This window comes from Paraburkholderia sp. IMGN_8, from assembly GCF_038050405.1.
In the GTDB taxonomy this organism is placed as follows: domain Bacteria; phylum Pseudomonadota; class Gammaproteobacteria; order Burkholderiales; family Burkholderiaceae; genus Paraburkholderia.
Window position 1 is genome coordinate 3480410 of sequence record NZ_CP150900.1, and the last position, 23517, is coordinate 3503926.

At 62.4% G+C, this 23517-nt stretch carries 20 protein-coding genes, 1 tRNA gene and 1 pseudogene; 8 read left to right on the forward strand and 14 right to left on the reverse strand.

Annotated elements, in window-relative coordinates:
* Window positions 1-79 precede the first annotated feature (79 nt).
* A complete protein-coding gene (locus WN982_RS15930) occupies window positions 80-1501 on the forward strand; it encodes a chloride channel protein (RefSeq protein WP_341312900.1) in 1422 nt (473 codons plus the stop codon).
* A gap of 117 nt (window positions 1502-1618) precedes the next feature.
* Here WN982_RS15930 and minE read toward each other — a convergent pair whose 3' ends face one another.
* From minE to WN982_RS15985, 11 genes are all read right to left on the reverse strand, one after another.
* A complete protein-coding gene (gene minE / locus WN982_RS15935) occupies window positions 1619-1873 on the reverse strand; it encodes a cell division topological specificity factor MinE (RefSeq protein ID WP_012432104.1) in 255 nt (84 codons plus the stop codon).
* A gap of 14 nt (window positions 1874-1887) precedes the next feature.
* Window positions 1888-2703 (reverse strand): septum site-determining protein MinD, encoded by an 816-nt coding sequence (minD, locus tag WN982_RS15940; RefSeq protein WP_115109699.1) that lies wholly within the window; start codon window positions 2701-2703, stop codon window positions 1888-1890.
* 104 nt (window positions 2704-2807) lie between these two features.
* Window positions 2808-3653: a septum site-determining protein MinC gene (gene minC, locus WN982_RS15945; protein ID WP_341312901.1), complete on the reverse strand. Its 846-nt coding sequence runs from the start codon at window positions 3651-3653 to the stop codon at window positions 2808-2810.
* Window positions 3654-3823: 170 nt separating this feature from the next.
* Window positions 3824-4357, reverse strand: coding sequence for a GNAT family N-acetyltransferase (locus WN982_RS15950; RefSeq protein ID WP_341312902.1), 534 nt, complete (start codon window positions 4355-4357; stop codon window positions 3824-3826).
* A 187-nt stretch (window positions 4358-4544) separates the two neighbouring features.
* A complete protein-coding gene (gene map / locus WN982_RS15955; RefSeq protein WP_341312903.1) occupies window positions 4545-5330 on the reverse strand; it encodes a type I methionyl aminopeptidase in 786 nt (261 codons plus the stop codon).
* Window positions 5331-5639: 309 nt separating this feature from the next.
* On the reverse strand, window positions 5640-5777 hold the full coding sequence (locus WN982_RS15960; protein WP_341312904.1) for a hypothetical protein: 138 nt from the start codon (window positions 5775-5777) through the stop codon (window positions 5640-5642).
* A gap of 124 nt (window positions 5778-5901) precedes the next feature.
* Window positions 5902-7059, reverse strand: coding sequence for a transporter substrate-binding domain-containing protein (locus WN982_RS15965; RefSeq protein ID WP_341312905.1), 1158 nt, complete (start codon window positions 7057-7059; stop codon window positions 5902-5904).
* A gap of 37 nt (window positions 7060-7096) precedes the next feature.
* Complete coding sequence (locus WN982_RS15970; RefSeq protein ID WP_341312906.1) at window positions 7097-7855, reverse strand: hypothetical protein; 759 nt, start codon at window positions 7853-7855, stop codon at window positions 7097-7099.
* 499 nt (window positions 7856-8354) lie between these two features.
* Window positions 8355-8444: transfer RNA gene (locus WN982_RS15975), tRNA-Ser, on the reverse strand.
* 157 nt (window positions 8445-8601) lie between these two features.
* Window positions 8602-9897, reverse strand: a complete 1296-nt coding sequence (serS, locus tag WN982_RS15980; protein ID WP_341312907.1) for a serine--tRNA ligase — start codon at window positions 9895-9897, stop codon at window positions 8602-8604.
* Between the two features lie 135 nt (window positions 9898-10032).
* Entirely contained in the window at window positions 10033-11346 is a 1314-nt protein-coding gene (locus WN982_RS15985; RefSeq protein WP_341312908.1) for a replication-associated recombination protein A, read from the reverse strand.
* 222 nt (window positions 11347-11568) lie between these two features.
* On the opposite strand from WN982_RS15985, the gene cytX reads away from it, so the two are divergent.
* The gene (gene cytX / locus WN982_RS15990) at window positions 11569-12885 is read left to right on the forward strand and encodes a putative hydroxymethylpyrimidine transporter CytX (protein WP_341312909.1); all 1317 of its coding nucleotides are present in this window, start codon (window positions 11569-11571) and stop codon (window positions 12883-12885) included.
* A 79-nt stretch (window positions 12886-12964) separates the two neighbouring features.
* On the opposite strand, the gene speB is transcribed toward cytX, so the two are convergent.
* Window positions 12965-13954 (reverse strand): agmatinase, encoded by a 990-nt coding sequence (gene speB / locus WN982_RS15995; RefSeq protein WP_341312910.1) that lies wholly within the window; start codon window positions 13952-13954, stop codon window positions 12965-12967.
* Between the two features lie 159 nt (window positions 13955-14113).
* Between speB and WN982_RS16000 the strand changes: the two genes are divergently transcribed.
* Window positions 14114-15034: a LysR family transcriptional regulator gene (locus WN982_RS16000; RefSeq protein WP_341312911.1), complete on the forward strand. Its 921-nt coding sequence runs from the start codon at window positions 14114-14116 to the stop codon at window positions 15032-15034.
* A gap of 95 nt (window positions 15035-15129) precedes the next feature.
* Here the strand turns inward: WN982_RS16000 and lolA are convergent, their stop codons facing one another.
* Both lolA and WN982_RS16010 read right to left on the reverse strand, forming a co-directional pair.
* Window positions 15130-15873, reverse strand: coding sequence for an outer membrane lipoprotein chaperone LolA (gene lolA / locus WN982_RS16005; protein WP_341312912.1), 744 nt, complete (start codon window positions 15871-15873; stop codon window positions 15130-15132).
* Between the two features lie 167 nt (window positions 15874-16040).
* Window positions 16041-18356: a DNA translocase FtsK 4TM domain-containing protein gene (locus WN982_RS16010; protein ID WP_341312913.1), complete on the reverse strand. Its 2316-nt coding sequence runs from the start codon at window positions 18354-18356 to the stop codon at window positions 16041-16043.
* Window positions 18357-18699: 343 nt separating this feature from the next.
* Here WN982_RS16010 and trxB point away from each other — a divergent pair, with 343 nt between their 5' ends.
* The 5 genes and pseudogenes from trxB (at window position 18700) to WN982_RS16035 (ending at window position 23516) form a co-directional block, all read left to right on the forward strand.
* Window positions 18700-19698: a thioredoxin-disulfide reductase gene (gene trxB / locus WN982_RS16015; protein WP_341312914.1), complete on the forward strand. Its 999-nt coding sequence runs from the start codon at window positions 18700-18702 to the stop codon at window positions 19696-19698.
* Between the two features lie 220 nt (window positions 19699-19918).
* Window positions 19919-20677, forward strand: a complete 759-nt coding sequence (locus WN982_RS16020; RefSeq protein WP_341312915.1) for a Smr/MutS family protein — start codon at window positions 19919-19921, stop codon at window positions 20675-20677.
* Window positions 20678-20690: 13 nt separating this feature from the next.
* Complete coding sequence (locus tag WN982_RS16025; protein ID WP_341315811.1) at window positions 20691-21311, forward strand: trimeric intracellular cation channel family protein; 621 nt, start codon at window positions 20691-20693, stop codon at window positions 21309-21311.
* Between the two features lie 486 nt (window positions 21312-21797).
* Window positions 21798-22456: pseudogene (locus tag WN982_RS16030) on the forward strand (glutathione S-transferase family protein).
* Window positions 22457-22595: 139 nt separating this feature from the next.
* Window positions 22596-23516: a LysR family transcriptional regulator gene (locus WN982_RS16035; protein WP_341312916.1), complete on the forward strand. Its 921-nt coding sequence runs from the start codon at window positions 22596-22598 to the stop codon at window positions 23514-23516.
* Window position 23517: the final 1 nt, after the last annotated feature.

The window sequence follows — 23517 nt, forward strand, 5'->3', positions numbered from 1 at the left end:
ATCGCATTTCAAAATACTTTCACTATCTCACGCAAACACAGCGGCCGCTATAATTTACCCTTTGCTCAAGCGCACTCCAATGTCCCGGGCACTTCCCCTCCTCCCCAACAGCATCGTGCGTCGCGCAAGACGCCTGTGGCGGCAGTACGGTGTGTTCTGGCTCGGCGCGGTGGCGGTCGGCCTGATCGCGGTCCTGTATGCAAGGCTCATAGATTGGGGCTACGGCGAATTCCGCGCGATGCAGCAACAGCACGTGTGGGCGCCGTTGATCGTCACGCCCGCGGTCGCCGCGCTGGCCGTATGGCTCACGCGCACATTCTTCCGCGGCGCCGAAGGCAGCGGCATTCCACAAGTCATCGCCACCTTGCATTCGAAACCCGGCGAATACGGCGCGCGGCTGCTGTCGTTGCGCATACTGTTCGGCAAGATCGCCGTGTCGTTTCTGGCGATTCTTGGCGGCTTTACGATCGGCCGCGAAGGACCGACCGTGCAGGTCGGCGCGGCGTTGATGTTCAATCTGCGCCGGCTTTATCCGCGTTCGAACGCGCTGATCGAGCGGCAGCTGGTGCTGGCGGGCGCGGCAGCGGGCCTGTCCGCGGCCTTCAATACGCCGTTGGCGGGGATCGTATTCGCCATCGAGGAATTGACGCGCAGCTTCGAGGCGCGCGCGAGCGGCGTGCTGATTACCGCGATTATTATCGCCGGCGTGATCGCGCTCGGGTTGAACGGCAACTACACCTATTTCGGCACGATCCAGATCGGCGCGCACTTCCCCGATCTGCTGGCGGTGGCCGTCCTGCTTACGGCGATCGTCACCGGCATCGCGGGCGGCGTGTTCGGCTGGCTGCTGCTGAACACCGCGCGCTGGATTCCGGCACAACTGCGCCAGTTGCACGGCGAACGGCCGATTGCGTTCGCCGCGCTGTGCGGTTTCGCGATCGCGGTGGTCGGCCTGATCTCGGGCGGCACGACCTTCGGCAGCGGCTATGCGGAAGCGCGCGGCCTGCTCGACGGGCACGAGCACTTGTCGGTGTTCTACCCGCTCCTCAAGATGATCTCGATGGTCGGCTCGTATCTGCCGGGCATTCCCGGTGGCATCTTCGCGCCGTCGCTGTCGATCGGCGCGGGCTTCGGCAATCTGTTGCACATGGTGTTCGGTTCGGTGCAGTTGCCGATGCTGATCGCGCTCGCGATGGTCGGCTATCTGGCCGCCGTCACGCAGTCGCCGATTACGTCGTTCGTGATTGTGATGGAGATGATCGATGGTCATGCTCTGGTGATTTCGCTGATGGCCACGTCGCTGATTGCGAGCCGCGTGGCGCGCTTCTTCGCGCCGCCGCTGTATGACGCGCTGGCCCAGCGCTACATGGCGCCGCTGCCGCAACCGGCGCCCGCGCCGGTCCCGGAAGTACCCGAAATCGAAACGCCCGAGCCTGCGGTGGTAGAAACGGTCAACGGCGACGCTCCCGCCGAAGACAGCGCCGGCGCCCCACGTCGGTAGACGACAGCCGCCGGCGGCGGCACGCGAAGAAAGCGCTGACGCGCCCCGCCTCATCACGTCACATCGACGAAAAGAGGCGAAGCGCGCGGCACATCATGAGCAACAAGCCCTGGACAATCAGGCCTGCGGTATTTCGATCTTGACCTCGAGCACTTCGAGATCGTCCTGGCGCTCGAGACTCACGCGAATATCGTCATGGGAGATCTTCACGTACTTCGAAATCACGGCCACCAGTTCGCGTTGCAACGCCGGCAGGTAATCGGCAGGCGCGTGGCCGCCGGCGCGCTCATGCGCGATGATCAGCTGCAGGCGTTCCTTCGCTACCGACGCGGACTTCTTCTTCTCGCCCAGCAAAAACGAAAGAATCGACATTACGTGCGCTCCCCTTACTTGGTGCCGAAGAGGCGCTGCAACAGGCCCGGCTTCTGGTAATCGGTAAAGCGAAGCGACTTCTGTTCGCCGAGGAAACGCGATACGACATCCTTATAGGCTTCGGCCACATCCGTGCCGTCCATGTGCACAGCAGGCAGACCCTGGTTCGACGCGTGCAGCACTGCTTCCGATTCCGGAATCACGCCGATCAGGTCGATGCGCAGGATTTCCTGGATGTCGGTGAGCGACAGCATTTCGCCTTCGCTGACGCGCTTCGGGTTGTAGCGCGTGATCAGCAGGTGTTCCTTGATCGGCTCCTTGCTTTCGATCGCGCGCTTGGTTTTCGACGACAGAATGCCGAGGATACGGTCCGAGTCACGCACCGACGACACTTCCGGGTTCGTGACGATCAGTGCTTCGTCGGCGAAATGCATGGCCAGCAGCGCGCCCGATTCGATACCCGCCGGCGAATCGCAGACGATGTATTCGAAGTCCATCGCGATCAGATCGTTGATGACCTTCTCGACGCCTTCCATGGTCAGCGCGTCTTTGTCACGCGTTTGCGAGGCCGGCAGGATGAACAGGTTCTCGCATTTCTTGTCCTTGATCAGCGCCTGATTCAGGTTGGCTTCGCCCTGGATCACGTTGATCAGGTCGTACACCACACGGCGCTCGCAGCCCATGATGAGGTCGAGGTTACGCAGGCCGACGTCGAAGTCGATCACGGCGGTTTTGCTGCCGCGCAACGCGAGGGCCGATGCAAAACTCGCGCTCGTGGTCGTCTTGCCCACGCCACCCTTGCCCGAAGTCACCACAATGATTTTTGCCATTACCCTTACCTTGTGTTCGTCAAATTCATCAATTATGTGCGGCCATATTTGCTGTGAAACGGCGCATGCCAGGTACGTTCAGGGCAGCGCGCGCTTCACGCAAATCAGGTGAGCCGCAACGGTTCGATCATCAGTTTTTCATCATCGAGCCAGATCTGCACCGGCTTGCCGAGCACGTCGGCAGGCAGCGGGTTCTCGGTCGTTCGATAGATGCCCGCGATCGAGATCAGTTCCGGCTCGAGACACGTACAGAAAATGCGCGCGTCGTGATTGCCCTGCACGCCGGCCAAAGCCCGGCCGCGCAGCGGCGCGTAAATATGGATGTTGCCTTCCGCGATGACTTCCGCGCCGTAGCTCACCAGACCGAGCACAACCAGATCGCCCTTTGCGTAGATGCGCTGGCCGGAGCGCAACGGCTTGTCGACCACCATCGTTTGCGACGAGGTGGCGAGGCGTACGGGCTCGGCGGCGGGTGCGGGTTCGACTGCGGCAGCCGTGGCCGGGGTGCCTGATTCAGGCGTGTCGGCGCCTGCAAAGAGATCGGCCGGCGGCGTGGCCGTCGCGGCGGTCGCTACCGGCGCCGCAGTGGCCGCGCTCCCGGTCTCTTCGTCGGCGGATTTTGCGGCAGCGCCGCGGCGATCGCGCGCTTCGAGCAACGGCAACGCCGACTCGGCCGCCCACGCCTGCTGCGCGTTGGCGACCACGCCCACCGGGCGCATGCGCACGCTCTCGAGCAACTGTCCGATCTCGGCGAGCGGCACGCGTTCGCTCTCGGCGAGGCGGCGCACGTCGATCGCGACGACGTCGTTAGCGAAAAATTCCGGGGTCGCCTCGAAGCGCCGGGTCAGTTCAGCACGCATGGCTTCGAGGTCGGTTGTCTTGACCACGAACAGGAGCGTGTCGACAGAGCCGCTGCGGAGTTCGAAAAAGGGCGATTTCTTGGGCGACATAGCGTTCGGCAAAAAATTTTGCGTATTTTACAGGCGTCCACGCGGGCGGCGAGCTTTTTTGCCGATAGAACGCGCCGCCGCGGCCGCGCTTGAACCGCTCGATGGGCCACGAACGCTGTACAGACGCGGATGGGACTTGAGCGGCAGGCTGCTGCGCGCCGCTCGCGGGATCACTGCTGAAACACCTGAGACGTGGTCGGCACGTGGCGCACCAGCAGGCTTTCCGCCTGCTCAGGTGCACGCGCGACGCGGCGATGCTCGCCGGTCGGGCCGAAGCCAAGCGCCTCGTAAAAGCGCATGGCATTGCGGTTGGCGTCGGCGACCCATGCGTAGATTTCCATGGCGCCTTCGTTGGCGAGCCAGGCGCTGGCCGTGTCGACCAGTAGCTCGCCGCCCCGCAGATGACGCACGGCCGGCGCTACCCACAACTCGCCGACGAACGCACGGGGCGCCGCGGTATCGTCGAAATGTGCTTCGATCAATCCGGCCGGATGGCCCTCGGTGTAGAGGATGAAGCTGGTGGCGGTAAAGGAAACGGCGTGTGCGGCGGCGGTGGCGTCGAAACTCGCGGCATCCACCGACAAAGCGTCCTCTAGCGTTTCGCCGAAGGCATAGGGCGCCTCCCGCAGCGACGCAGTACGGAGTTCGCGAAAAACGGCGCCCTGATCAGCGGCGATACGGCGAACGGTCAATGACGGACTCATGCAGACGAAAACCCCTTGAAATCCTAACGCGTAGCTTTAACCGAACCGGCGCGCGAGTCAAATCCTTATTTGCAGGACGGGACGGCGGCGCGGGACCACGGCGCGGGAGCCGCGCGCAATCTGCGCAGCATGTCGCGCCGCCCGCCGCCTGCCCTGCCGGTTCGGGCACAGCGCCTGGGCGACGCGCTCAGGGCGCCTCGTAGTCGCCGGTGCCGTCCGGCCACGGCGTGAGCAACTCGTAGCCGTCTTCCGTCACCGCGACCATATGCTCCCATTGGGCGGACAACGAACGGTCTTTGGTGACCACCGTCCAGCCGTCGCGCTGCACCGTGGTGCCGGCGCGGCCCGCGTTGATCATCGGCTCGATCGTGAAGACCATGCCGGGTTTCAGACGTACGCCCTGCCCCGGCTGGCCGTAGTGCAGCACTTGCGGGTCTTCGTGGTAGACCTTGCCGATGCCGTGCCCGCAGTAATCGCGCACGATCGAGAAGCCGTCGCGTTGGGCGGTCTTCTGGATCGCGTAGCCGACATCGCCGAGCGTCGCGCCCGGCTTCACCTCGCGGATACCTGCCAGCATTGCTTCGTAGGTCGTGTCGATCAGTTGCCGCGCCACCGTGCTCGGCTGGCCGACGCAGTACATGCGGCTGGTGTCGCCGAAGTAGCCGTCCTTGATGATCGCGACGTCGATATTGATGATGTCGCCGTCCCTCAGGATCTCGCTGCGATTGGGTATGCCGTGGCACACCACCTGGTTGACCGAGGTACAGACCGTCTTCGGAAAGCCCAGGTAGCCGACGTTCGCCGGAATCGACTTTTGCGTGTTGACGATGTAGTCGTTGCACAGCGCGTCGAGTTCGTCGGTGGAAACACCGGCCTTGACGTGCTCGCCGATCATCGCGAGCACGTCGGCCGCGAGCCGGCCAGAGATGCGCAGCTTGGCGATGTCGTCGGGAGTCTTGTAGGTAATGGCCATGAATTCGGTCGATGGGGTCGATGTTTAAAGTACGCGCCGCACGCGGTGTGGCGGTGCGGATACGCGTCCCAGGTGTGCAGAACCGGGCTTGCCGCAATGCCGCTGAAGAGGCGCCGCGAACGGGCTCACGCCGGTTTTCGATCGGGCAATTGTACAGAGGATCGGCGGGAGGCCTCGGCGAATCGGGTAGCGACACGCGATGCGGCCCTCAACGAGGGTCATGCTGCGAACGCGCATCAAGTTCTTTTGCATGCGTTGCATCGCGTGAGCAGCAGGTGGACGCGCTCCGAGACGGGATCCAAAAAATAATCAGCATTCCTGATCCATGCATTCGATCGCCATGTCGAGCGTCGTTTGCTGCGCAGGCGGTTTTTCAGAGGCGCCGGTGGGGCGGGTGATGGCGCGGCGATCAAGTCGCGAGGAGGAGGATGTGCCGGTGCGGATCATGGATCCCGCTAGCGACGCCAAACACTGAACTCGACGACGCTAATGCATAATGGACACGCTGGCACGACCGCCGTACCACGCGGTCGTGCCTGTCACGCATACCTCACGCGGGGCGGCTATCGCTTCAGCGCACCGGAATGATCAGATGCTGCCCGATCAGGATGAGGTTAGGGTTCGGCAGGTTATTGCGCTTTTGCACTTCCACATATCGCGTGCCGCTTCCCAACTGACTCGCGGCGATCGCGTTCAGCGTGTCGCCCGAGCGGACCACGTACGTCTTCTCGCCGCTCGTCGCAGCGGTGGTGAGCACCTGATTGCTGATGAAGTATTTACGCAGCAGATCGAGATACGCGGGGGATTGCTTGACCTTCGCGATCGCCGAGTTCAGGTAGATCAGGAGCGCGCTGTCATCCTTGCGCACGCCGATTTTGTACGACAGGTTGGAGCCGTCCAGCTTCGTGACAGCGAACGTCAGGTCAGTGTCCTTGATCTCCGACACGCCGAACGGATAGTCGTAGACGATCGCGTCGACCTGATGCCCGTCCAGAAAGTGCGCCATCCAGGACCGCTGCCCTTCAATGCTCGCATCCGACAGTTCGACGATTTTGCTGTTCGGAAACGCTTTCTGCGCAAACGCTTTCACATCCGGATCGCCTTGCAGGATACCGACCGTCTTGCCCGACAGATCGGCCGCTGAGCGAACCGGCGAACCCTTTGCGACGACCAACGAATAGCCGAAGTCTTCGACATACGGAATCGAATAGACGACACCGCTTGGGGTGTTGTCGGGAAAGGTCAGCCCGTCCATTGCAACGTCGACGACCGCGTTTCCCTGCTTGTCGGTTTTGGTCAGTTGATCAGGAACCGCCGGATACGTGTCCACGCCGTGATGCGTGTCGACCGCGACGGTCGGATGGTCGCCGGAGGTGAACTCTTTCTGCGCGAACAGCAGATTGGCGAAGTCGACATTGAAGCCTTGCGGCTTGCCGTTGTCTTCAGAGTAAAACGGCCGCGACGGATTTTCGACGCTGACCCGCACGACGCCGTTGTTCAAGATGGACTTCAGCGCGTCCTTATTCGGCACGAAGCCATCCGGATTACTTGGGGCAGGCGTTTTTGCCTCATCGGATTTGTTCGAACCGGTGTCCGTTCCGTTCACCGCCACGGTGTCTTTGTCAGTGCTCCGCCCAGCGTTAAAGGTATTTTTGAGGCCGCCTTCGTGGATGTACCAACCGGCAGCCAGCAAGACCAGAAAAAGAACCGAACCCAGAATTTTCTTCATTTTTGATCGAGTTGAGTTATCGAAGGGTCGCGCTTGATTATTTGGATGCGGTGGGCGAGCCGAGTTGCTGGGGAGGTGGATTAACTGTGCCCATCTCTGTCGCGGCCTTAGCCTGTTGCACTTCGGCGCTTTCCATCAACGACGTTTCCATTTCGGAAAACGCCTTGTTGACGGAGTTCATCACCGAGTCGAGGGCGGCGTCCGTTTTGATTTGAGCGAAAGTGTCGCTCGATTGCATGCCGGCGATCTTGTTCATGCGTTGCGCTGACTGCGACATGTCCCAAAGTGCTTTGGCGCGATCGATAGCGTCGGAGAATCGCTTGAGCTCGTCCTGCACCTGCTTATAGCGCCCTTCCCGAAACGCGAGCAGCTTTTTCATTGTCGCGAGCTGGGTTTCGAAACGCGCGACGTCTTCGGGATATTGCTTTTTGAACTGCGCGGTTTTGTCCTCGAAGTTTTTCACCTCGGTGCGGAAGTCCGTGATGCTCTTCTTGAACCGCTCGGCGCCTTCCTGCTTTTCGGCCAGCTCGTTGTACAGCGTCTCGATCGGGTTCGACTTCGCTTCGTTCACGAACATCTTGACCTTCTGGTTCGCGAACTTCATGGCGAGAACGGGACCGAAGTTGATCGCCGCGAGCCCGATCACCGCGGCCAGGATCAGGCCGACGAGCCCTTTGACCAGCATGATCGCAAGTGGCGCACCGATGGCGATGCACAGCCCGATAATCGCCCACTTGATGACTTTGAATTTCGTGGTGTTCGTGGTCGAGTCAACGACCGAATTGCCGACTGACATTTGAATCCCCTTTCGCACCTTGTTTTACAAAACCGGGTTTGCAAACTGCCTGGGAACATCGTTGTGGCTGTGCGTTTTAGCGCCTGCATTTTTGGGTTCGGTGCGTAAACGCTGTATGACTTTACAGGCACAAAGACGACTGGGGAAGCGGCGCTTGTTTTTTTACGATTACCGGCGCGAATCGCTTTATGAACCGGCGTCCGGATGTATAGAACTTAGTCTTGCGATCTGCCTGTCAAATTGACATCGCAGAGGTTTCTAAATGCTTTCAAAGCCTGCGTTTTCAGTATGGGCGGCGCTCGAAATGTTAACGGCAGGCACGGCCGTAGGCATCTAGCCTTTCGCAAGACTCCGGTTCATGAGGGTTGGCCAATAACCTAAGCAAGTCGCACCTGTGAACCATTGCCTGTCCCTATCTGCAACGCGATCCTCGATCGGAACATAGAACAATAAAAGCAAAACCCCCGCAGAACTTCCGTTCTGCGGGGGTTTTTAAATTTGGCGGAAAGGGTGAGATTCGAACTCACGGTACCCCTAAAGGTACACTGGATTTCGAGTCCAGCGCATTCGACCACTCTGCCACCTTTCCGGGTCTTCCAACTCACAGCAACGAGACTGTTTCGTCAGATCCAAGCGGGTCGTTGCTTGGGAGAGAAAGATTATAGAACAGTTGAATTCGCTTTCCAAGCCCCTCTGACAAAAAATCTTCAAAGAGGCCCGTCAATCGAACCACTGCGGCGACGGCATCAAGCCGCCGCCACTTCCAGCCGTTCCACGCCACCCAGATAAGGCCGCAGCACCGCTGGCACCGTCACCGAGCCATCGGCGTTCTGGAAGTTCTCCAGCACGGCCACCAGCGTCCGGCCAACAGCCAGACCTGAGCCGTTCAGCGTATGCACCAGTTCCGGTTTGCCTTGCGCATTGCGATAACGCGCTTGCATCCGGCGCGCCTGGAACGACTCCGTATTCGAGCAGCTCGAAATCTCGCGATACGTGTTCTGCGCCGGCAGCCACACCTCGAGGTCATAGGTCTTCGTCGCCGAGAAACCCATGTCGCCCGTGCACAGCGTGATCACGCGGTACGGCAACTCCAGCTTCTGCAGGATCGTCTCAGCGTGGCCGACCATCTGCTCCAGCGCGTCATACGACGTTTCCGGCGCCACGATCTGCACCATCTCGACCTTGTCGAACTGATGCTGGCGGATCATGCCGCGCGTGTCGCGACCGTACGAGCCCGCTTCCGAGCGGAAGCACGGCGAATGCGCGGTCAGCTTGATCGGCAGCGCGTTCGCTTCGACGATGCTGTCGCGCACCGTGTTCGTCAGCGAAATTTCCGACGTCGAAATCAGATACTGCGTAACGGTATGCTCGCCGCCGCCCTTCTCGACGCGGAACATGTCATCGGCGAATTTCGGCAGTTGGCCGGTGCCGTACAGAATCTCCGGATTCACGATGTACGGCGTGTAAATCTCGGTGTAGCCGTGCTGCAGTGTATGCGTGTCGATCATGAACTGCGCGAGCGCACGGTGCAGCCGCGCAATCTGTCCGCGCAGCATCGTGAAACGCGCGCCCGAGAGCTTCGCGCCGGTCTCGAAGTCGAGGCCCAGCGGCGTGCCGACGTCGACGTGATCCTTCACCTCGAAGTCGAACTGACGCGGCGTGCCCCAGCGGCGCACTTCCACGTTGTCGGCCTCGTCATTGCCCGCCGGCACGCTTTCGTGCGGCAGATTCGGCACGCCGAGCAGCAGGTCGGACAGACGCTTCTGGATATCGTCCAGCCTGGCCGCCGACGCCTTCATCTCGTCGCCGATACCACCCACTTCGGCCATCAGCGCCGAGGTGTCCTCGCCCCGCCCTTTCATCGCGCCGATCTGCTTCGACAGGCTGTTGCGGCGCGCCTGCATCTCTTCGGTACGGGTCTGGGTGTCGCGGCGTTCCGCTTCGAGCGCGGTGAACGCCGCCACGTCGAGGGTATAGCCGCGGTCGGCGAGGCGCTTCGCGACGCCGTCGAGGTCTTTGCGCAGCAGCTGGATGTCGAGCATGGGATGGGGCAGGTGTTCGTTGTATGAAGGTGGGATTTTAGCGCACCGGCGCGGGCGGCCGGTGCGCTAGATGGTCAGGGCATGCGGAATGCGGACACTGCTATGGAACGTGCCGCGCAAACGCTCAGCCCTCGCTCAGCCCTTTTTAGGCTTGTTCTCGCTGCGCCACTGCGCATCCAGGTCGGCAAGGCGCGCCATCTTGTCGCCGATCTTGCCTTCGAGTCCGCGCGGCGTCGGCTCGTACCAATGCGGATCACGCATGTTGTCCGGCAAATAAGTTTCGCCGGCCGCGTACGCGTCGGGTTCGTCGTGCGCGTAGCGATATTCGTGACCGTAACCGAGTTCCTTCATCAGTTTGGTCGGCGCGTTACGCAGATGCACCGGCACGCCGCGCGACTGGTCTTTGCTCACGAAACGCCGCGCCTCGTTGTACGCGTTGTATCCGGCATTCGACTTCGGCGCGACCGCGAGGTAGATGATCGCCTGCGCCAGCGCCAGTTCGCCTTCCGGCGTGCCCAGGCGTTCGTAGGTTTCAGCCGCGTCGAGCGCGATGCGAGCCGCGCGCGGGTCGGCGAGGCCGATGTCTTCCCACGCCATCCGCACGATGCGTCGCGCGAGATAACGCGGGTCCGCGCCACCGTCGAGCATCCGGCAGAACCAGTACAGCGCGCCGTCCGGACTGCTGCCGCGCACCGATTTATGCAGCGCGCTGATCTGGTCGTAGAATGCGTCGCCGCCTTTGTCGAAGCGGCGCAGATTCTCGGCGAGCGCGCTGCCGAGCAAGGCGCCATCGATCTCGGTGCTCTTTTGCTGCGCAGCCGCGCGCGCGACGATTTCGAGGTTGTTCAGCAGCTTGCGGCCGTCGCCGTCGGCGGAACCGATCAGGGCGTCGCGCGCTTCATCGGTGAACGTGAGGCCGCCGAGTTCATTCTGCGCGCGGTCGAGCAATTCGCGTTGCTCTTCGTCGGTAAGGCTTTTCAGCACGTAGACGGCGGCTCGCGAGAGCAACGCGCTATTCACTTCGAACGACGGATTCTCGGTCGTCGCGCCGACGAATACAAACAGCCCCGACTCGACGTGCGGCAAGAATGCATCTTGCTGGCTCTTGTTGAAGCGATGCACTTCGTCGACGAACACCAGCGTCTGATGCCCGTTCGCGCGATGGATCTGCGCGGTCTCGACGGCCTCGCGGATATCCTTCACGCCCGAGAGCACCGCCGACAACGCGATGAACTCGGCATGAAACGCGTCGGCCATCAGCCGCGCGAGCGTGGTCTTGCCGACGCCGGGCGGGCCCCAGAGGATCATCGAATGGGCCTCGCCGGATTCGAATGCGACCCGCAACGGCTTGTTCGGGCCGAGCAGGTGCGTCTGGCCGATCACTTCTTCGATATTGCGGGGCCGCAGGCGTTCGGCGAGCGGAACATTGGCACGGGTTTCTTCAAACATGACGTTTTGGGGATAATCTCGGCTTTTCCGGACGCGGTCCGTATGAAGGCGGCGGGCTGCCGGGTGAGCCGTGCCGGCACGCGAGTGTGCGGGCAACGTCCCGCATTATGACAGTGACGGCGCCCGAGCGACGGCCACGCAGCGTGTCGTACAGATTCAGGCAGCAACACTTGAACAAAAAATCAGCGACAAATTAAGCAACACCAACAGGGACAACATTAGATGGCACAAGATCCACTCGCCGGCGACGCCGGCTCCACCTACGCACCGCTCACGCCGGTGCCCGACGCGCGCCGCGCGTTCCGCACCGGCGACGCGTTCGCGCTCTGGTTTTCGCTCGGCATCGGCCTGCTGGTCGCGCAAGCGGGCGCGCTGCTGGTGCCGGGCCTGTCGCTGCCGCATGCGTTGCTGGCGATCGTGATCGGCAGTGCGATCGGCGTCGTGTTGCTGGCGCTGGTCGGCGTGATCGGCACGGACACGGGGCTCGCGGCGATGTCGTCGCTACGGCCGACGCTCGGCGTGCGCGGCGCATCGGTGCCGGCCGTGCTGAACGCCGTGCAACTGGTCGGCTGGGGCTCGTTCGAAGTTATCGTGATGCGCGATTCTGCAGACGCGCTCGCCAAGCAGGCGTTCGGTTTCTCGATGCCGCTGATCTGGACGGTGATCTTCGGTTTCCTCGCGACGCTGCTGGCGATCAGCGGCCCGCTGTCATTCGTGCGGCGCTTTCTACGGACGTGGGGCATCTGGCTCCTGCTGGCGGGCGCGGCGTGGCTCTCGTGGAATCTGCTGGCCAAGCACGACCTGCCCGCGCTGATGCGCCGCCCGGGCACCGGCGAGATGTCGTTCGGCGGCGCGATCGATCTGGTGGTCGCGATGCCGCTGTCGTGGCTGCCGCTGATCGCCGACTACACGCGCTTCGGCCGACGCCCCGGAGAAACTTTCCGTGGCACGCTGCTCGGCTATGGCATCGCCAACATCTGGTTTTACGCGCTCGGCGCAATCTACGGCCTCGCGGCGGGCGGCGGCGATGCGCTGCTGACAGGTGCGCTTGCGCAAGCCGGCGGCGGTCTTGCACTGCTGCTGATCCTGATCGACGAAGTAGACAACGCGTTCGCCGACATCCACTCGGCCGCGGTCTCTACGGGCACGTTCTGGACGCGCGGCAGCGTGCCGTTATTGTCCGCGGCGTTCGGCGCGTTGTGCACAGCGATCGCGCTGCTGGTGCCGATGGCGAAGTATCAGAACTTCCTGCTGCTGATCGGCTCGGTGTTCGCGCCGTTGTTCGGCGTGGTGCTGGTGGATCACTTCATCGTGCGCAAGCGTCGTATCGAGGCCGCAGTGCTCGCCGATCTGCGTGGCCGTTACGGCTACTCGGGCGGCTGGCATCTGGGCGCGTTCATCGCGTGGGCGATCGGGATCGCCGCGTATCAGGCGATCAATCAATGGCTGCCGAATCTCGGCGCGACGTTGCCGGCGCTGGCGATCGGCGCCGTGTGTTATCTGGTGTTCGTGTCGGCCCGGAAACCGGCGTACGCATAAGCGCTGAAATCGCTGTACCAAACAGAAAAGGCCTGCAAATGCAGGCCTTTTCTGTTCACGCGTGACCAGGCGCGTCAGTTCAACGCGTCGACGCCCGATACTCGACACCCGGCAACACGCACAACAATTCGAACGCGAGGTTCGCACCGAGCAACGCGGTCGTACCGAACGGATCGTACGGCGGCGCCACCTCGACCAGGTCGCAGCCGACGATGTTCAGCCCACGCGAGCCGCGAATGATTTCCAGCGCCTGCGGCACCGTCAAGCCCGCGATTTCCGGCGTGCCGGTACCCGGCGCGAAAGCCGGATCGATACCGTCGATATCGAACGTGATGTACACAGGACCGTCGCCCATCCGTTCGCGCACGCGCGCCATCAACGGCACGAGCGACTGGTTCCAGCAGGCCTCGGCCTGCACCACCTCGAAGCCCTGATCGCGGCACCAGTCGAAATCTTCCGCAGCGTAGCCGGTGCCGCGCAGACCGATCTGCACGACGCGGTCGCAATCCAGCAAACCTTCTTCGACCGCGCGGCGAAACGGCGTGCCGTGCGCGATCTTCTCGCCCATCATCGTGTCGTTGACGTCGGCGTGCGCGTCGACGTGAATCAGGCCGACCTTGCCATGCTTGCGATGAATCGCGCGCAGGATCGGCAGCGCAATCGTATGGTCGCCACCCAGCGTGATCGGCTTGCAATCGTGCTGGAGGATTTCGTCGTACGCGGTTTCGATGCGCTTGATCGAATCGTGCAGGTTATACGGATTGATCGCGACGTCGCCGAGATCGGCCACGCGCAGCGAATCGAACGGCGCGGCGCGGGTCGCCATGTTGTACGGGCGCAGCAGCACCGATTCGCTGCGGATCTGGCGCGGCCCGAAGCGCGCGCCGGTGCGGTTCGAGGTGCCGAGATCGAACGGCACGCCTACGAAACAGGCGTCGAACCCTTCGGCCGAGCCGACGTTCGGCAGCCGCATCATCGTCGCGATGCCGCCGCAGCGGGGCATCGCGTTGCCGGACAGCGGCTGCGGCCGTTCACCGGCTTCGGGGGAAATGAAGGAAGAAGTATTCATCGTGGCTCGGCAATGAAAAGGGGCAGTCAGCAACCGGCCGATGGGATCAATAAATAAGCGCACCTTGCCGGACGAATCTCGATTCTTGAGCAGTTTCGTCCAAGTTAAAATACAAACAGAATAAAGTTAACATCGATTCCCGACGATGTATCCTGCAGTATGTTCTCCCAACTCACCGATCTCGACCTGCGCCTGATCCGCGTATTCCTTGCCATCGTCGACGCCGGCGGCGTCTCGCCGGCCCAGGCGACGCTCAACGTCGGCCAGTCGACCATCAGCACGCAACTCGCTACGCTGGAAACGCGCCTCGGCTACCGGCTGTGCGAGCGCGGCCGCGGCGGCTTCAGTCTGACCGCGCGCGGCGAGCAGTTCATCGACGCGGCCCGCGCACTGTTGTCCGCTGTCGATACCTTCGGCATGCAAGCGCGCAATGTCGGCCGCAAGCTGGTCGGCACGCTCGATATCGGCATGATCGGCCATACGCCCGTATCGGCAAGCGCGCGCATCAGCGACGCGATCGGCCGGTTTCGCGCGCGCGATCAATCGGTGCGGTTTTCGATTCTGGTGCGCTCGCCGGGCGAACTGGAAGAACTGCTGCTCAATGGCCGGATTCAGATCGGCATCGGCTATTTCTGGCATCGCGTACCGTCGCTCGAATACACGGAAGTGTTCGCCGAAGATCAGTTCGCGTATTGCGCGAAAGGGCATCCTTTGTTCGCGCAGGCGGGCGAGGTGCCGCCCGCCGAAGCCGCGCAACATGAATGGGCGTGGCGCAGTTACCCATTGCCCGAAGCCGAAAGCTCGACTACGCCGCGGAATGTGACCGCCGTTGCCGACAACATGGAAGCGGTCGCGATGCTGGTGCTGTCGGGGCATCATCTCGGCTATTTGCCGGGGCATTTCGCCGACCCGTTCGTCAAGCAAGGTTTGCTCGCCGCTTTGAATCCAGCGCTGATGCGTTACCGGGTCGCGTTTCATATGGTCACGCGGGCGCGGCAGCATCGCACGGATATCGTCGAAGCGTTTATCGACGATATGAAGGCCGCGCATCTGATGCAGGCTCTCGAAGTGGATGAGTAACAGGTCTGCAGGTTCTGCACAGCACACACGCCGCTAATAAAAAAACCGCGCATTGAATGCGCGGCTTTTTTTCATTGCGTAGTGAGATGTGCGGCTTAGCCGTTGATCACATCCGCGCCCTTCGGCACCACGAACTTGAATGCGTCAGCCGGCAGCGGCGGGTTCTTCTGAATGTTCGAGAAGGTCAGCAGCGTCACGTTGCCGAACACGTCGTGCAGTTCCATTGCTTCGAGATTGCCGTCCTTAAAGCCGATGCCGACGCGCTGAAACTGCGTGTCTTTCGCCTTCGGCGTCAGTTCGAGCCAGTCGATGCCGGCCTTCACGCCCGCGTCGTGCAGCGTGAAGTTCTTCTCCAGATCGTTGCTGCCGAACAGGATCGCCGCCGGACTCGCGCCGAGCGCGCCGCCAAGGCTGCGCACTGTCACCTGATTCAAGTCCTTGTCGTACACATAGAGCTTGTCGCCGTCAGCTTGCAGCAGTTGTGCATACGGCTTCTCATACGCCCAGATGAACTTGCCCGGACGCGCGAACGTGAACGTGCCACTCGACGTGCCGGTTTTGCCGCCACCCGTCGACAGCACACCGCTCGCACCGCTTGCGCCCTGCTGCGCCTTGCTCGGCGCGCGCACTTCCTGCTGCACGAAGGTGCCGCGGGCCGAGTGGACTTGCGCGACGAACGCCTTCAGTTGCTCGGTGCCGCTCGCAAATGCCTGCGACGCAACCAGCATCGACGCGCCGATCGCCACACTGCCGACGCTACGTACGATCGTACGGGCGAGTTGGCCGAAGCAGTTGGAATGAGCGCTTTGTCGAGCGGTTTTCTGCACGAGTTGCTGCATATGGTTTTCTCCCTGAATTGAATTCTTTGGCGAGCCGGCGGCCAGCGAACCGGTGGTGATCGGCGGCGGCCACGATGGCGAGCCTGTGAAGCATGAACCCTTGAGCAACAAGCTTAAGCAACGCGCCTTAAACGAGGCTTATTCCGCCGGGGTTCATTCCGCCGGCTTTATTCCGCTTCGCGCGCCGGCGCAAGAATCTCGCGATTGCCGTTCGACGACATCGCCGACACCACGCCCGAGTTCTCCATCTGCTCGAGCAAACGCGCGGCGCGGTTATAGCCGATGCGCAGATGCCGCTGCACCAGCGAGATCGACGCGCGGCGGTTCTTCAGCACCACATCGACCGCCTGGTCGTATAAGGGGTCCGACTCGCCGTCGCCTGAGCCGGCTCCCCCGGCGCCGGCGGAGCCTTCATCGCCCTCGCCCGTCACGCCGCCTTCGAGGATGCCCTCGATATAGTTCGGTTCGCCCTGTTCCTTGAGCTTATCGACGACGCGGTGTACTTCCTCGTCCGACACGAATGCGCCGTGCACGCGCACCGGCAAGCCGCTGCCCGGCGGCAGATACAGCATGTCGCCCATGCCGAGCAGCGATTCCGCGCCTTGCTGGTCGAGAATCGTGCGCGAGTCGATCTTCGACGACACCTGGAAGGCCATCCGCGTCGGCACGTTGGCCTTGATCAGGCCGGTGATCACGTCGACCGACGGACGCTGCGTCGCCAGAATCAAATGGATGCCGGCCGCGCGCGCCTTCTGCGCGATCCGCGCGATCAGCTCCTCGACCTTCTTGCCGACCACCATCATCAGGTCGGCGAGTTCGTCGATCACGACGACGATGTTCGGCAGGCGCGTCAACGGCTCCGGATCGTCCGGCGTCAGGCTGAATGGATTCGGCAACTTCTCATCACGCTTGGCGGCTTCGTCGATCTTGTTGTTGTAACCGGCGAGGTTACGCACGCCCAACTTGCTCATCAGCTTGTAGCGGCGCTCCATTTCGGCCACCGCCCAGTTCAGCGCGTGACCGGCCTGGCGCATATCCGTGACCACCGGACAGAGCAGATGGGGAATGCCCTCGTAGACGCTCATTTCGAGCATCTTCGGATCGATCAGGATCATGCGGACCTGGTCGGCGCTCGCCTTGTAGAGCAGCGACAGGATCATTGCGTTGATACCCACCGACTTGCCCGAGCCGGTCGTACCGGCCACCAGCAAGTGCGGCATCTTCGCGAGGTCGGCGCACACCGGTTTGCCGCCGATGTCCTTGCCGAGGCCCATGGTCAGCGGCGAAGCGGCATCCGCGTACACAGCCGAGCCGAGAATCTCCGAGAGACTCACGGTCTGACGGCGCTGGTTCGGCAACTCCAGCGCCATGAAATTCTTGCCCGGAATCGTTTCGACCACGCGAATCGATACCAGCGACAGCGAGCGCGCCAGGTCCTTCGCCAGACCGACGATCTGACTGCCCTTCACGCCCGTAGCCGGTTCGATTTCATAGCGCGTGACGACCGGACCAGGATACGCGGCGACCACGCTCACTTCCACGCCGAAGTCCTTGAGCTTCTTCTCGATCAGCCGCGACGTGAATTCGAGCGTGTCGGCGGAAATGGTTTCCTGGGCGGCCGGCGCCGCGTCGAGCAGCGAGATCGGCGGCAAGGTGGAATCGCCCGGCAGGTCCGTGAACAGCGGCACCTGCCGTTCTTTCTCGACGCGCTCCGACTTGGCCGGTGTGACGACCGGCGGCACGATCATGACCGGCTCGTGTTCCTCGATTCGCACGCGGCCCTTTTCGACCTTACCTTCACGCTTGACCGCGGCGGCTTCGCCCAATTTACGGTCGCGGCCCGCTTCGCGGCGCAGCTTGGCGAACGTGACCGCCGAAATGATCGATTCGCCGACCTTTTCCGACACCGACAGCCACGAAAAACGGAAATACAGCGACAAACCGATACCCAGCACGATCAGCAGCGCCAAGGTGCCGCCCGTGAAACCCAGCGCATGCGACACCCCGCGCGCCACCGCCTCGCCGATCACGCCGCCCGGCGCGCGCGGCAACTGCACTTTCAGCGACCACATGCGCAGCGCCTCGATGCCGTCGCAGGCGAGCAACACCAGCACGAACGCGAACGCGTCCGCGAGCCAGCCGGCATCGCGCGGCGCGTCTTCCTGAACATCCTCATTGCGGGTGATACGGCGGTAGTTGGCGGAGATATGACGGCCGAGCAGCACGATCCACCAGTAAGCGGACAGCCCGAACAGCAGCAGCAGGATGTCCGAGGTCCACGCGCCGACGCGGCCCGCCCAGTTGGCGATGTGATCGACCTGCGCGGCGTGCGTCCAGCTCGGGTCGCGCCGGCTGTAGCTGACGAGCGCCATCAGCAGGAACACGCCGAGCGCCACCTGCAAGATCCAGCGGATTTCGGTGAAAAGGCGCGACATGCGGTGCGGCAATGCCTGCGCGCTCGCGGAATAGGGAGCTTTTGCCATTGATCCTGTTGCGTGTGGGGCCAATTCGCGGCCGGAGCGGCGCCCAGCGCGGCTTCGGCCCGGTCCCGGCTGCCGGGTCCTTCGATCCGGCCTATTGTAAACGCAGTGCCCGATGCGAGGCTGTAAATGACGGTAACTTGGCCGATTAGCCGAGCGAAGACCGTCCCGGTGCGCATAAGGTGTGCCTGAAGGGTGCCCCAAAGCTATCGCGGCGATCAGAAAGCTTCATGGAGCAGGCCGGCGTGCCGGCCTTTATAATGCCGCTCTGATACCCATCTACAGTTTCAGCTCAAGTCGCGCGGCCTCGCATGGGCGAGCCGGGCGCCGTATAAGGATTTCGATCATGCCCGCATCTTCCACGAAACACGCCAAGGTTCTGATTCTCGGTTCCGGTCCCGCCGGCTATACGGCTGCGGTCTACGCGGCGCGCGCCAACCTTTCGCCGGTGCTCATCACGGGTCTGGCCCAAGGCGGCCAGCTGATGACCACGACCGACGTCGAAAACTGGCCGGCCGACGCCAACGGCGTGCAAGGCCCGGAACTGATGACGCGCTTTCTGGAGCACGCCGAGCGCTTCAACACCGAAGTCATCTTCGACCACATCCATACGGCCAAGCTGGATGAGAAGCCGATCCGCCTGATCGGCGATTCGGGCGAATACACCTGCGACTCGCTGATCATCTCGACCGGCGCGTCGGCGCAGTATCTCGGCCTGCCGTCCGAAGAAGCGTTCATGGGCAAAGGCGTGTCGGCCTGCGCCACCTGCGACGGCTTCTTCTACAAGCAACAACATGTGGCCGTGATCGGCGGCGGCAATACCGCGGTCGAGGAGGCCCTCTATCTTTCCGGCATCGCCAGGAAGGTGACCGTGATCCATCGCCGCGACAAGTTCCGCGCCGAACCGATCCTGATCGACCGTCTGCTCGCGAAGGAAAAAGAAGGCGTCGTCGAAATCAAGTGGAACCACACGCTCGACGAAGTGACCGGCGATCAATCCGGCGTGACCGGTCTGCGCATCAAGCACACGCAAACCGGCGAAACCACGGATATCGCGTTGCAGGGCCTGTTCGTCGCGATCGGCCACAAGCCGAACACGGACATTTTCGCAGGCCAGCTGGAGATGAAGAACGGCTACATCATCACCAAGGGCGGTCTGAACGGCTTTGCAACGGCCACCAGCGTGCCAGGCGTGTTTGCCGCGGGCGACGTGCAGGATCACGTCTATCGTCAGGCGATCACCAGCGCGGGCACCGGTTGTATGGCCGCGCTCGACGCGCAACGCTACCTGGAAACCATCGAAGAGATTGGCGAGCACGTGATGAGCGCGGAAGCCGAGCGCTGATCCGCAACCTCATCCGCAACAACAAGCGCGACGGTAAAATGGCGGCTGGGCGTGGCCCGGCCGCTTGTTGTATCGAAGGCCGCGGCTGACAAGCCGGCGGCCTTTTTTGCGTCCTGTGTGTCTTGCTGCCTGAACGATGCACTAAGCGATGCACCGCGACGCGGTTCGACGCCGGTGCGGCGTCGCGCGATCGATCTACTTTTCTGCGTGTATTACCGATATGCCGAAGAATCAGCCTCATCCGAGCGAACCGAAACGCCCGCGTGCCGTTGCCAAGCCCGCGCCCGAGGCGGTTGCGCCCGCGGTCAAACCGAAGCTCGACCCGGCCGCAGGCCTCGCCGGGCTCGGCGCGCTGCGCGACGCATTGAAGAGCGATACGCAACGGCGTGAACGCGAACGCGCGGCAGCCGCGGCGGCGCAACGCGAAGCGTCGGCGGATGCCGATCTGTTTCGCCGCGAGATCGGCGCAGTGGCGCCGTTAGCCGCGCCGCCGCGCGCTACCCTGCCGCGCAATCCGCCATCGCCGGTGCCGGTTCAAACCAAACTCGATGAAGAAGCCGTGCTGCACGAAGCGATCTCCGATGAGTTCGATCCCGAGGTACTGCTCGAAACCGACGAGACGCTGTCCTATTGCCGGCCCGGCGTGAGTCAGGAAATCGTACGAAAACTGCGGCGCGGCGATTGGATCGTGCAGGCGCAAATCGATCTCCATGGCATGCGGCGCGAAGAAGCGCGCGAGGCGCTGGCCGAGTTCATTCGCGAATCGGTGAAGCGCGGCTTGCGCTGTTTGCGCGTGATTCACGGCAAGGGCTTGGGGTCGATCGGTAAAGAGCCTGTGCTGAAGGGCAAAGTGCGGGCGTGGCTCGTGCAGAAAGCGGAGGTGATCGCGTTCTGCCAGGCGCGCCCTCACGACGGCGGCGCGGGCGCGGTGGTCGTGCTGTTGCAGCCGGGCGCGACGCCGGCTCACGCCAAGTCCTGACGGAGCCCCGGTGATCCATCCGAGGCTGACGCTAGCGCTGACCATCATGGAGGCGCTGGCCCTTTTCGCATACGCGATTTCCGGTTTTATCGAAGCGAGGACGCGACGGCTCGATGCGGTGGGGACTTTTCTGGTGGCGGTCGCCACGGCCTTCGGTGGTGGGACGTTGCGCGATGTGCTGCTGGAGCGGCGGCCTTTTTATTGGGTCGAGCATCAGGCCTATCTGATCGCGATCTTTGTGATGTCGCTGTTTGCGCCGATGTTGTTGAGGATGACCTCGCGGTTACTGTCTGAACGTGTGTTGCTCGTTGCCGATGCTATCGGGCTCGGGTTGTTCAGCATCTCTGGGACGTCGATCGCGCATGATGCGCAGATGCCGTGGTTCACCTCCGTGATGATGGGTGTGCTGACCGGCGTGTTCGGCGGCGTGATCCGCGATGTGCTCTGCAACGAAGTGCCGCTGATTCTGCGCGACTCACGGCCGTACGCGACGTGCGCCTTTGTGGGCTGCTGGCTGTACGTGCTGCTGGATTACGCGAACGTCGATACGGTTTATAGCGTGTTGATCGCCACCGCCTTCATCCTGCTTGCAAGACTCGTGACATTCAGGTTCAACGTTCGCTTGCCGCATTAGCCGCGCGCCGAGGGCCGCCACCAGCGTTGACACGTCCATCGACGAGTTGCCCGTCGAACCGCTGATAATCGATTGCGCCGCTTGCCGCACCTGGCTCTGCGCGTCGGCGGTCGCGCTACTCACAGAAGACACAGAAGACGTGGATGAGATCGTCGACATGCAAAGGCCCCGTGCGTCGAATTATTCGTTGCTGACTCAATGACGCCCCGGCGGTATTTGCGCCAGTTATCCGGTCACGCCGGCGTCTCTTACAAATTTTTCAAATATTACTGTATCTTTCTTGAAAGTTTGCGACGTTTTGTCGTAACAAATAGCGGTGTATTGCGTTCTGTGTCTTCGGGTCATTATCGAAACAGACTCATAGCCGGCCCTCCCCGAATTGATCTGCGCGGCTGTCGATTTTCGTCGCCGTCATTCGTCGTCAGGTAAACGGCCCCGAGCCGTCGCCGCGCCACAGCGCCCTTAAGCAAGCCATAGGTGACCACGATGCCCCTGAAGCTTTATGCCCACCCTTTCTCCTCGTACTGCCAGAAGGTCCTGACCGCGCTCTACGAAAACGGCACGCCGTTCGAATCGCGCCTGTTGTCGCACACCGAGCCCAAGGTCATGGCGGAATTCGCCGCGCTCTGGCCGATCAAGCGCTTTCCCGTTCTGGTGGACGGCGGCCGTACGGTGATGGAGGCGAGCATCATCATCGAATACCTCGGCTTGCATCATCCCGGGCCTGTGCCGCTCTTGCCGGCCGACGCCCGTGCCGCGCTGGAAGTCCGCAGCATGGATCGCTTCTTCGACAACTACATCTCGACGCCGCAGCAAAAGATCGTCGGCGACAGTCTGCGGCCCGAGGCGGAGCGCGACCTGCGCGGCGTTGCCGAAGCACGCACGATGCTCGACACCGCCTACGGCTGGCTCGACAAAGTCATGGCAGAGCGCGAATGGGCGGCCGGCGACACGTTCAGTCTCGCCGACTGCGGCGCCGCCCCCTTCCTGTTTTATGCCGACTGACGCATCGCATCGGCCCAGCGTTCCCGCACGTGCTCGCCTACCGGAAACGACTGCTGGCGCGGCCGTCATTTGCACGCGCCGTCGACGAAGCGCGCCCGTATCGCCCGCTGTTCCCGCTCGGCGCGCCCGACCGGGATTGACCGCACCGGCGCCACGACCAGGAAAACGCGCAGGCAGCCCCGCTTGCGCACCGGTCACACTCATTGCGCCAAAAATATTTCCAACCTATACACTTCACTACGAAACCCACCTTCCGCCCATCACCAACAAGGCACCTATATGGACCGTTTCGAAGCGATGGAGATATTTACGCGTGTGGTCGAAGCGAACAGCTTCACCAAAGTATCCGAATCGCTCGACCTGCCCCGCGCTAAAGTCAGCCGCACCATTCAGGCACTGGAAGAACACGTCGGCGTGCGACTGCTGAACCGTTCGACGCGACAGGTCAGCGTTACCGAAGACGGCGCGCTTTTCTACGAGCGATGCGTGCGCATCCTCGCCGAGGTCACTGACGCCGAATCCTCGCTTTCGAACAAACGCGAACATCCGGCCGGCACGATCCGCGTCGATACGTCCGGCACGCTCGCCCGTGTGCTGCTGCTTCCCGCGCTCGACGATTTCTACCGACAATATCCGGAGATCGACGTGCGGCTCGGGCTAGCCGATCGCAATATCGATCTGATTCAGGACGGCGTGGACTGTGTGATCCGGATGGGTACGCCGGAAGAATCGAGTCTCGTCGCGCGGCGCATCGGCAACGCGCGGATTGTCACCTGTGCGTCGCCCGCCTATCTGGACAAATACGGTACGCCGACCACGCTGGAGGAGCTCAGTGAACATCGCGCGGTCAACTACATTTCCGCGCGCAGCGGCAAGACCTTCCCGTTCGAGTACCAAGTCGCCGGCGAGCTTGTCAAGGTCACGATGAAAAGTGTGCTGGCCGTGAATGACGGCACGGTCTACATGTGCGCGGGCGCGCTCGGACACGGCATCATCCAGCCGTCGCGCTTCATGGTCGCCGACCTGATCGAACAAGGCGCATTGCGGGAAATACTCACGGCGTACACGAGTCCTCCCACGCCGCTTTCGGTTCTCTACGCGCATCGCCGCAATCTGAGTTCACGCCTGCGCGTGTTCATCGATTGGGTGACCGAACTGACGCGCAACAATCCGGACCTGCATACCGCCGACGAGCAATAGC

What these genes read in the sequence shown, in the direction of transcription:
- WN982_RS15930 (WP_341312900.1), top strand. Translation starts at nt 80, where the DNA reads ATGTCCCGGGCACTTCCCCTCCTCCCCAACAGCATCGTGCGTCGCGCA.
- minE (WP_012432104.1), bottom strand. Translation starts at nt 1,873, where the DNA reads ATGTCGATTCTTTCGTTTTTGCTGGGCGAGAAGAAGAAGTCCGCGTCG.
- minD (WP_115109699.1), bottom strand. Translation starts at nt 2,703, where the DNA reads ATGGCAAAAATCATTGTGGTGACTTCGGGCAAGGGTGGCGTGGGCAAG.
- minC (WP_341312901.1), bottom strand. Translation starts at nt 3,653, where the DNA reads ATGTCGCCCAAGAAATCGCCCTTTTTCGAACTCCGCAGCGGCTCTGTC.
- WN982_RS15950 (WP_341312902.1), bottom strand. Translation starts at nt 4,357, where the DNA reads ATGAGTCCGTCATTGACCGTTCGCCGTATCGCCGCTGATCAGGGCGCC.
- map (WP_341312903.1), bottom strand. Translation starts at nt 5,330, where the DNA reads ATGGCCATTACCTACAAGACTCCCGACGACATCGCCAAGCTGCGCATC.
- WN982_RS15960 (WP_341312904.1), bottom strand. Translation starts at nt 5,777, where the DNA reads ATGATCCGCACCGGCACATCCTCCTCCTCGCGACTTGATCGCCGCGCC.
- WN982_RS15965 (WP_341312905.1), bottom strand. Translation starts at nt 7,059, where the DNA reads ATGAAGAAAATTCTGGGTTCGGTTCTTTTTCTGGTCTTGCTGGCTGCC.
- WN982_RS15970 (WP_341312906.1), bottom strand. Translation starts at nt 7,855, where the DNA reads ATGTCAGTCGGCAATTCGGTCGTTGACTCGACCACGAACACCACGAAA.
- serS (WP_341312907.1), bottom strand. Translation starts at nt 9,897, where the DNA reads ATGCTCGACATCCAGCTGCTGCGCAAAGACCTCGACGGCGTCGCGAAG.
- WN982_RS15985 (WP_341312908.1), bottom strand. Translation starts at nt 11,346, where the DNA reads ATGTTTGAAGAAACCCGTGCCAATGTTCCGCTCGCCGAACGCCTGCGG.
- cytX (WP_341312909.1), top strand. Translation starts at nt 11,569, where the DNA reads ATGGCACAAGATCCACTCGCCGGCGACGCCGGCTCCACCTACGCACCG.
- speB (WP_341312910.1), bottom strand. Translation starts at nt 13,954, where the DNA reads ATGAATACTTCTTCCTTCATTTCCCCCGAAGCCGGTGAACGGCCGCAG.
- WN982_RS16000 (WP_341312911.1), top strand. Translation starts at nt 14,114, where the DNA reads ATGTTCTCCCAACTCACCGATCTCGACCTGCGCCTGATCCGCGTATTC.
- lolA (WP_341312912.1), bottom strand. Translation starts at nt 15,873, where the DNA reads ATGCAGCAACTCGTGCAGAAAACCGCTCGACAAAGCGCTCATTCCAAC.
- WN982_RS16010 (WP_341312913.1), bottom strand. Translation starts at nt 18,356, where the DNA reads ATGGCAAAAGCTCCCTATTCCGCGAGCGCGCAGGCATTGCCGCACCGC.
- trxB (WP_341312914.1), top strand. Translation starts at nt 18,700, where the DNA reads ATGCCCGCATCTTCCACGAAACACGCCAAGGTTCTGATTCTCGGTTCC.
- WN982_RS16020 (WP_341312915.1), top strand. Translation starts at nt 19,919, where the DNA reads ATGCCGAAGAATCAGCCTCATCCGAGCGAACCGAAACGCCCGCGTGCC.
- WN982_RS16035 (WP_341312916.1), top strand. Translation starts at nt 22,596, where the DNA reads ATGGACCGTTTCGAAGCGATGGAGATATTTACGCGTGTGGTCGAAGCG.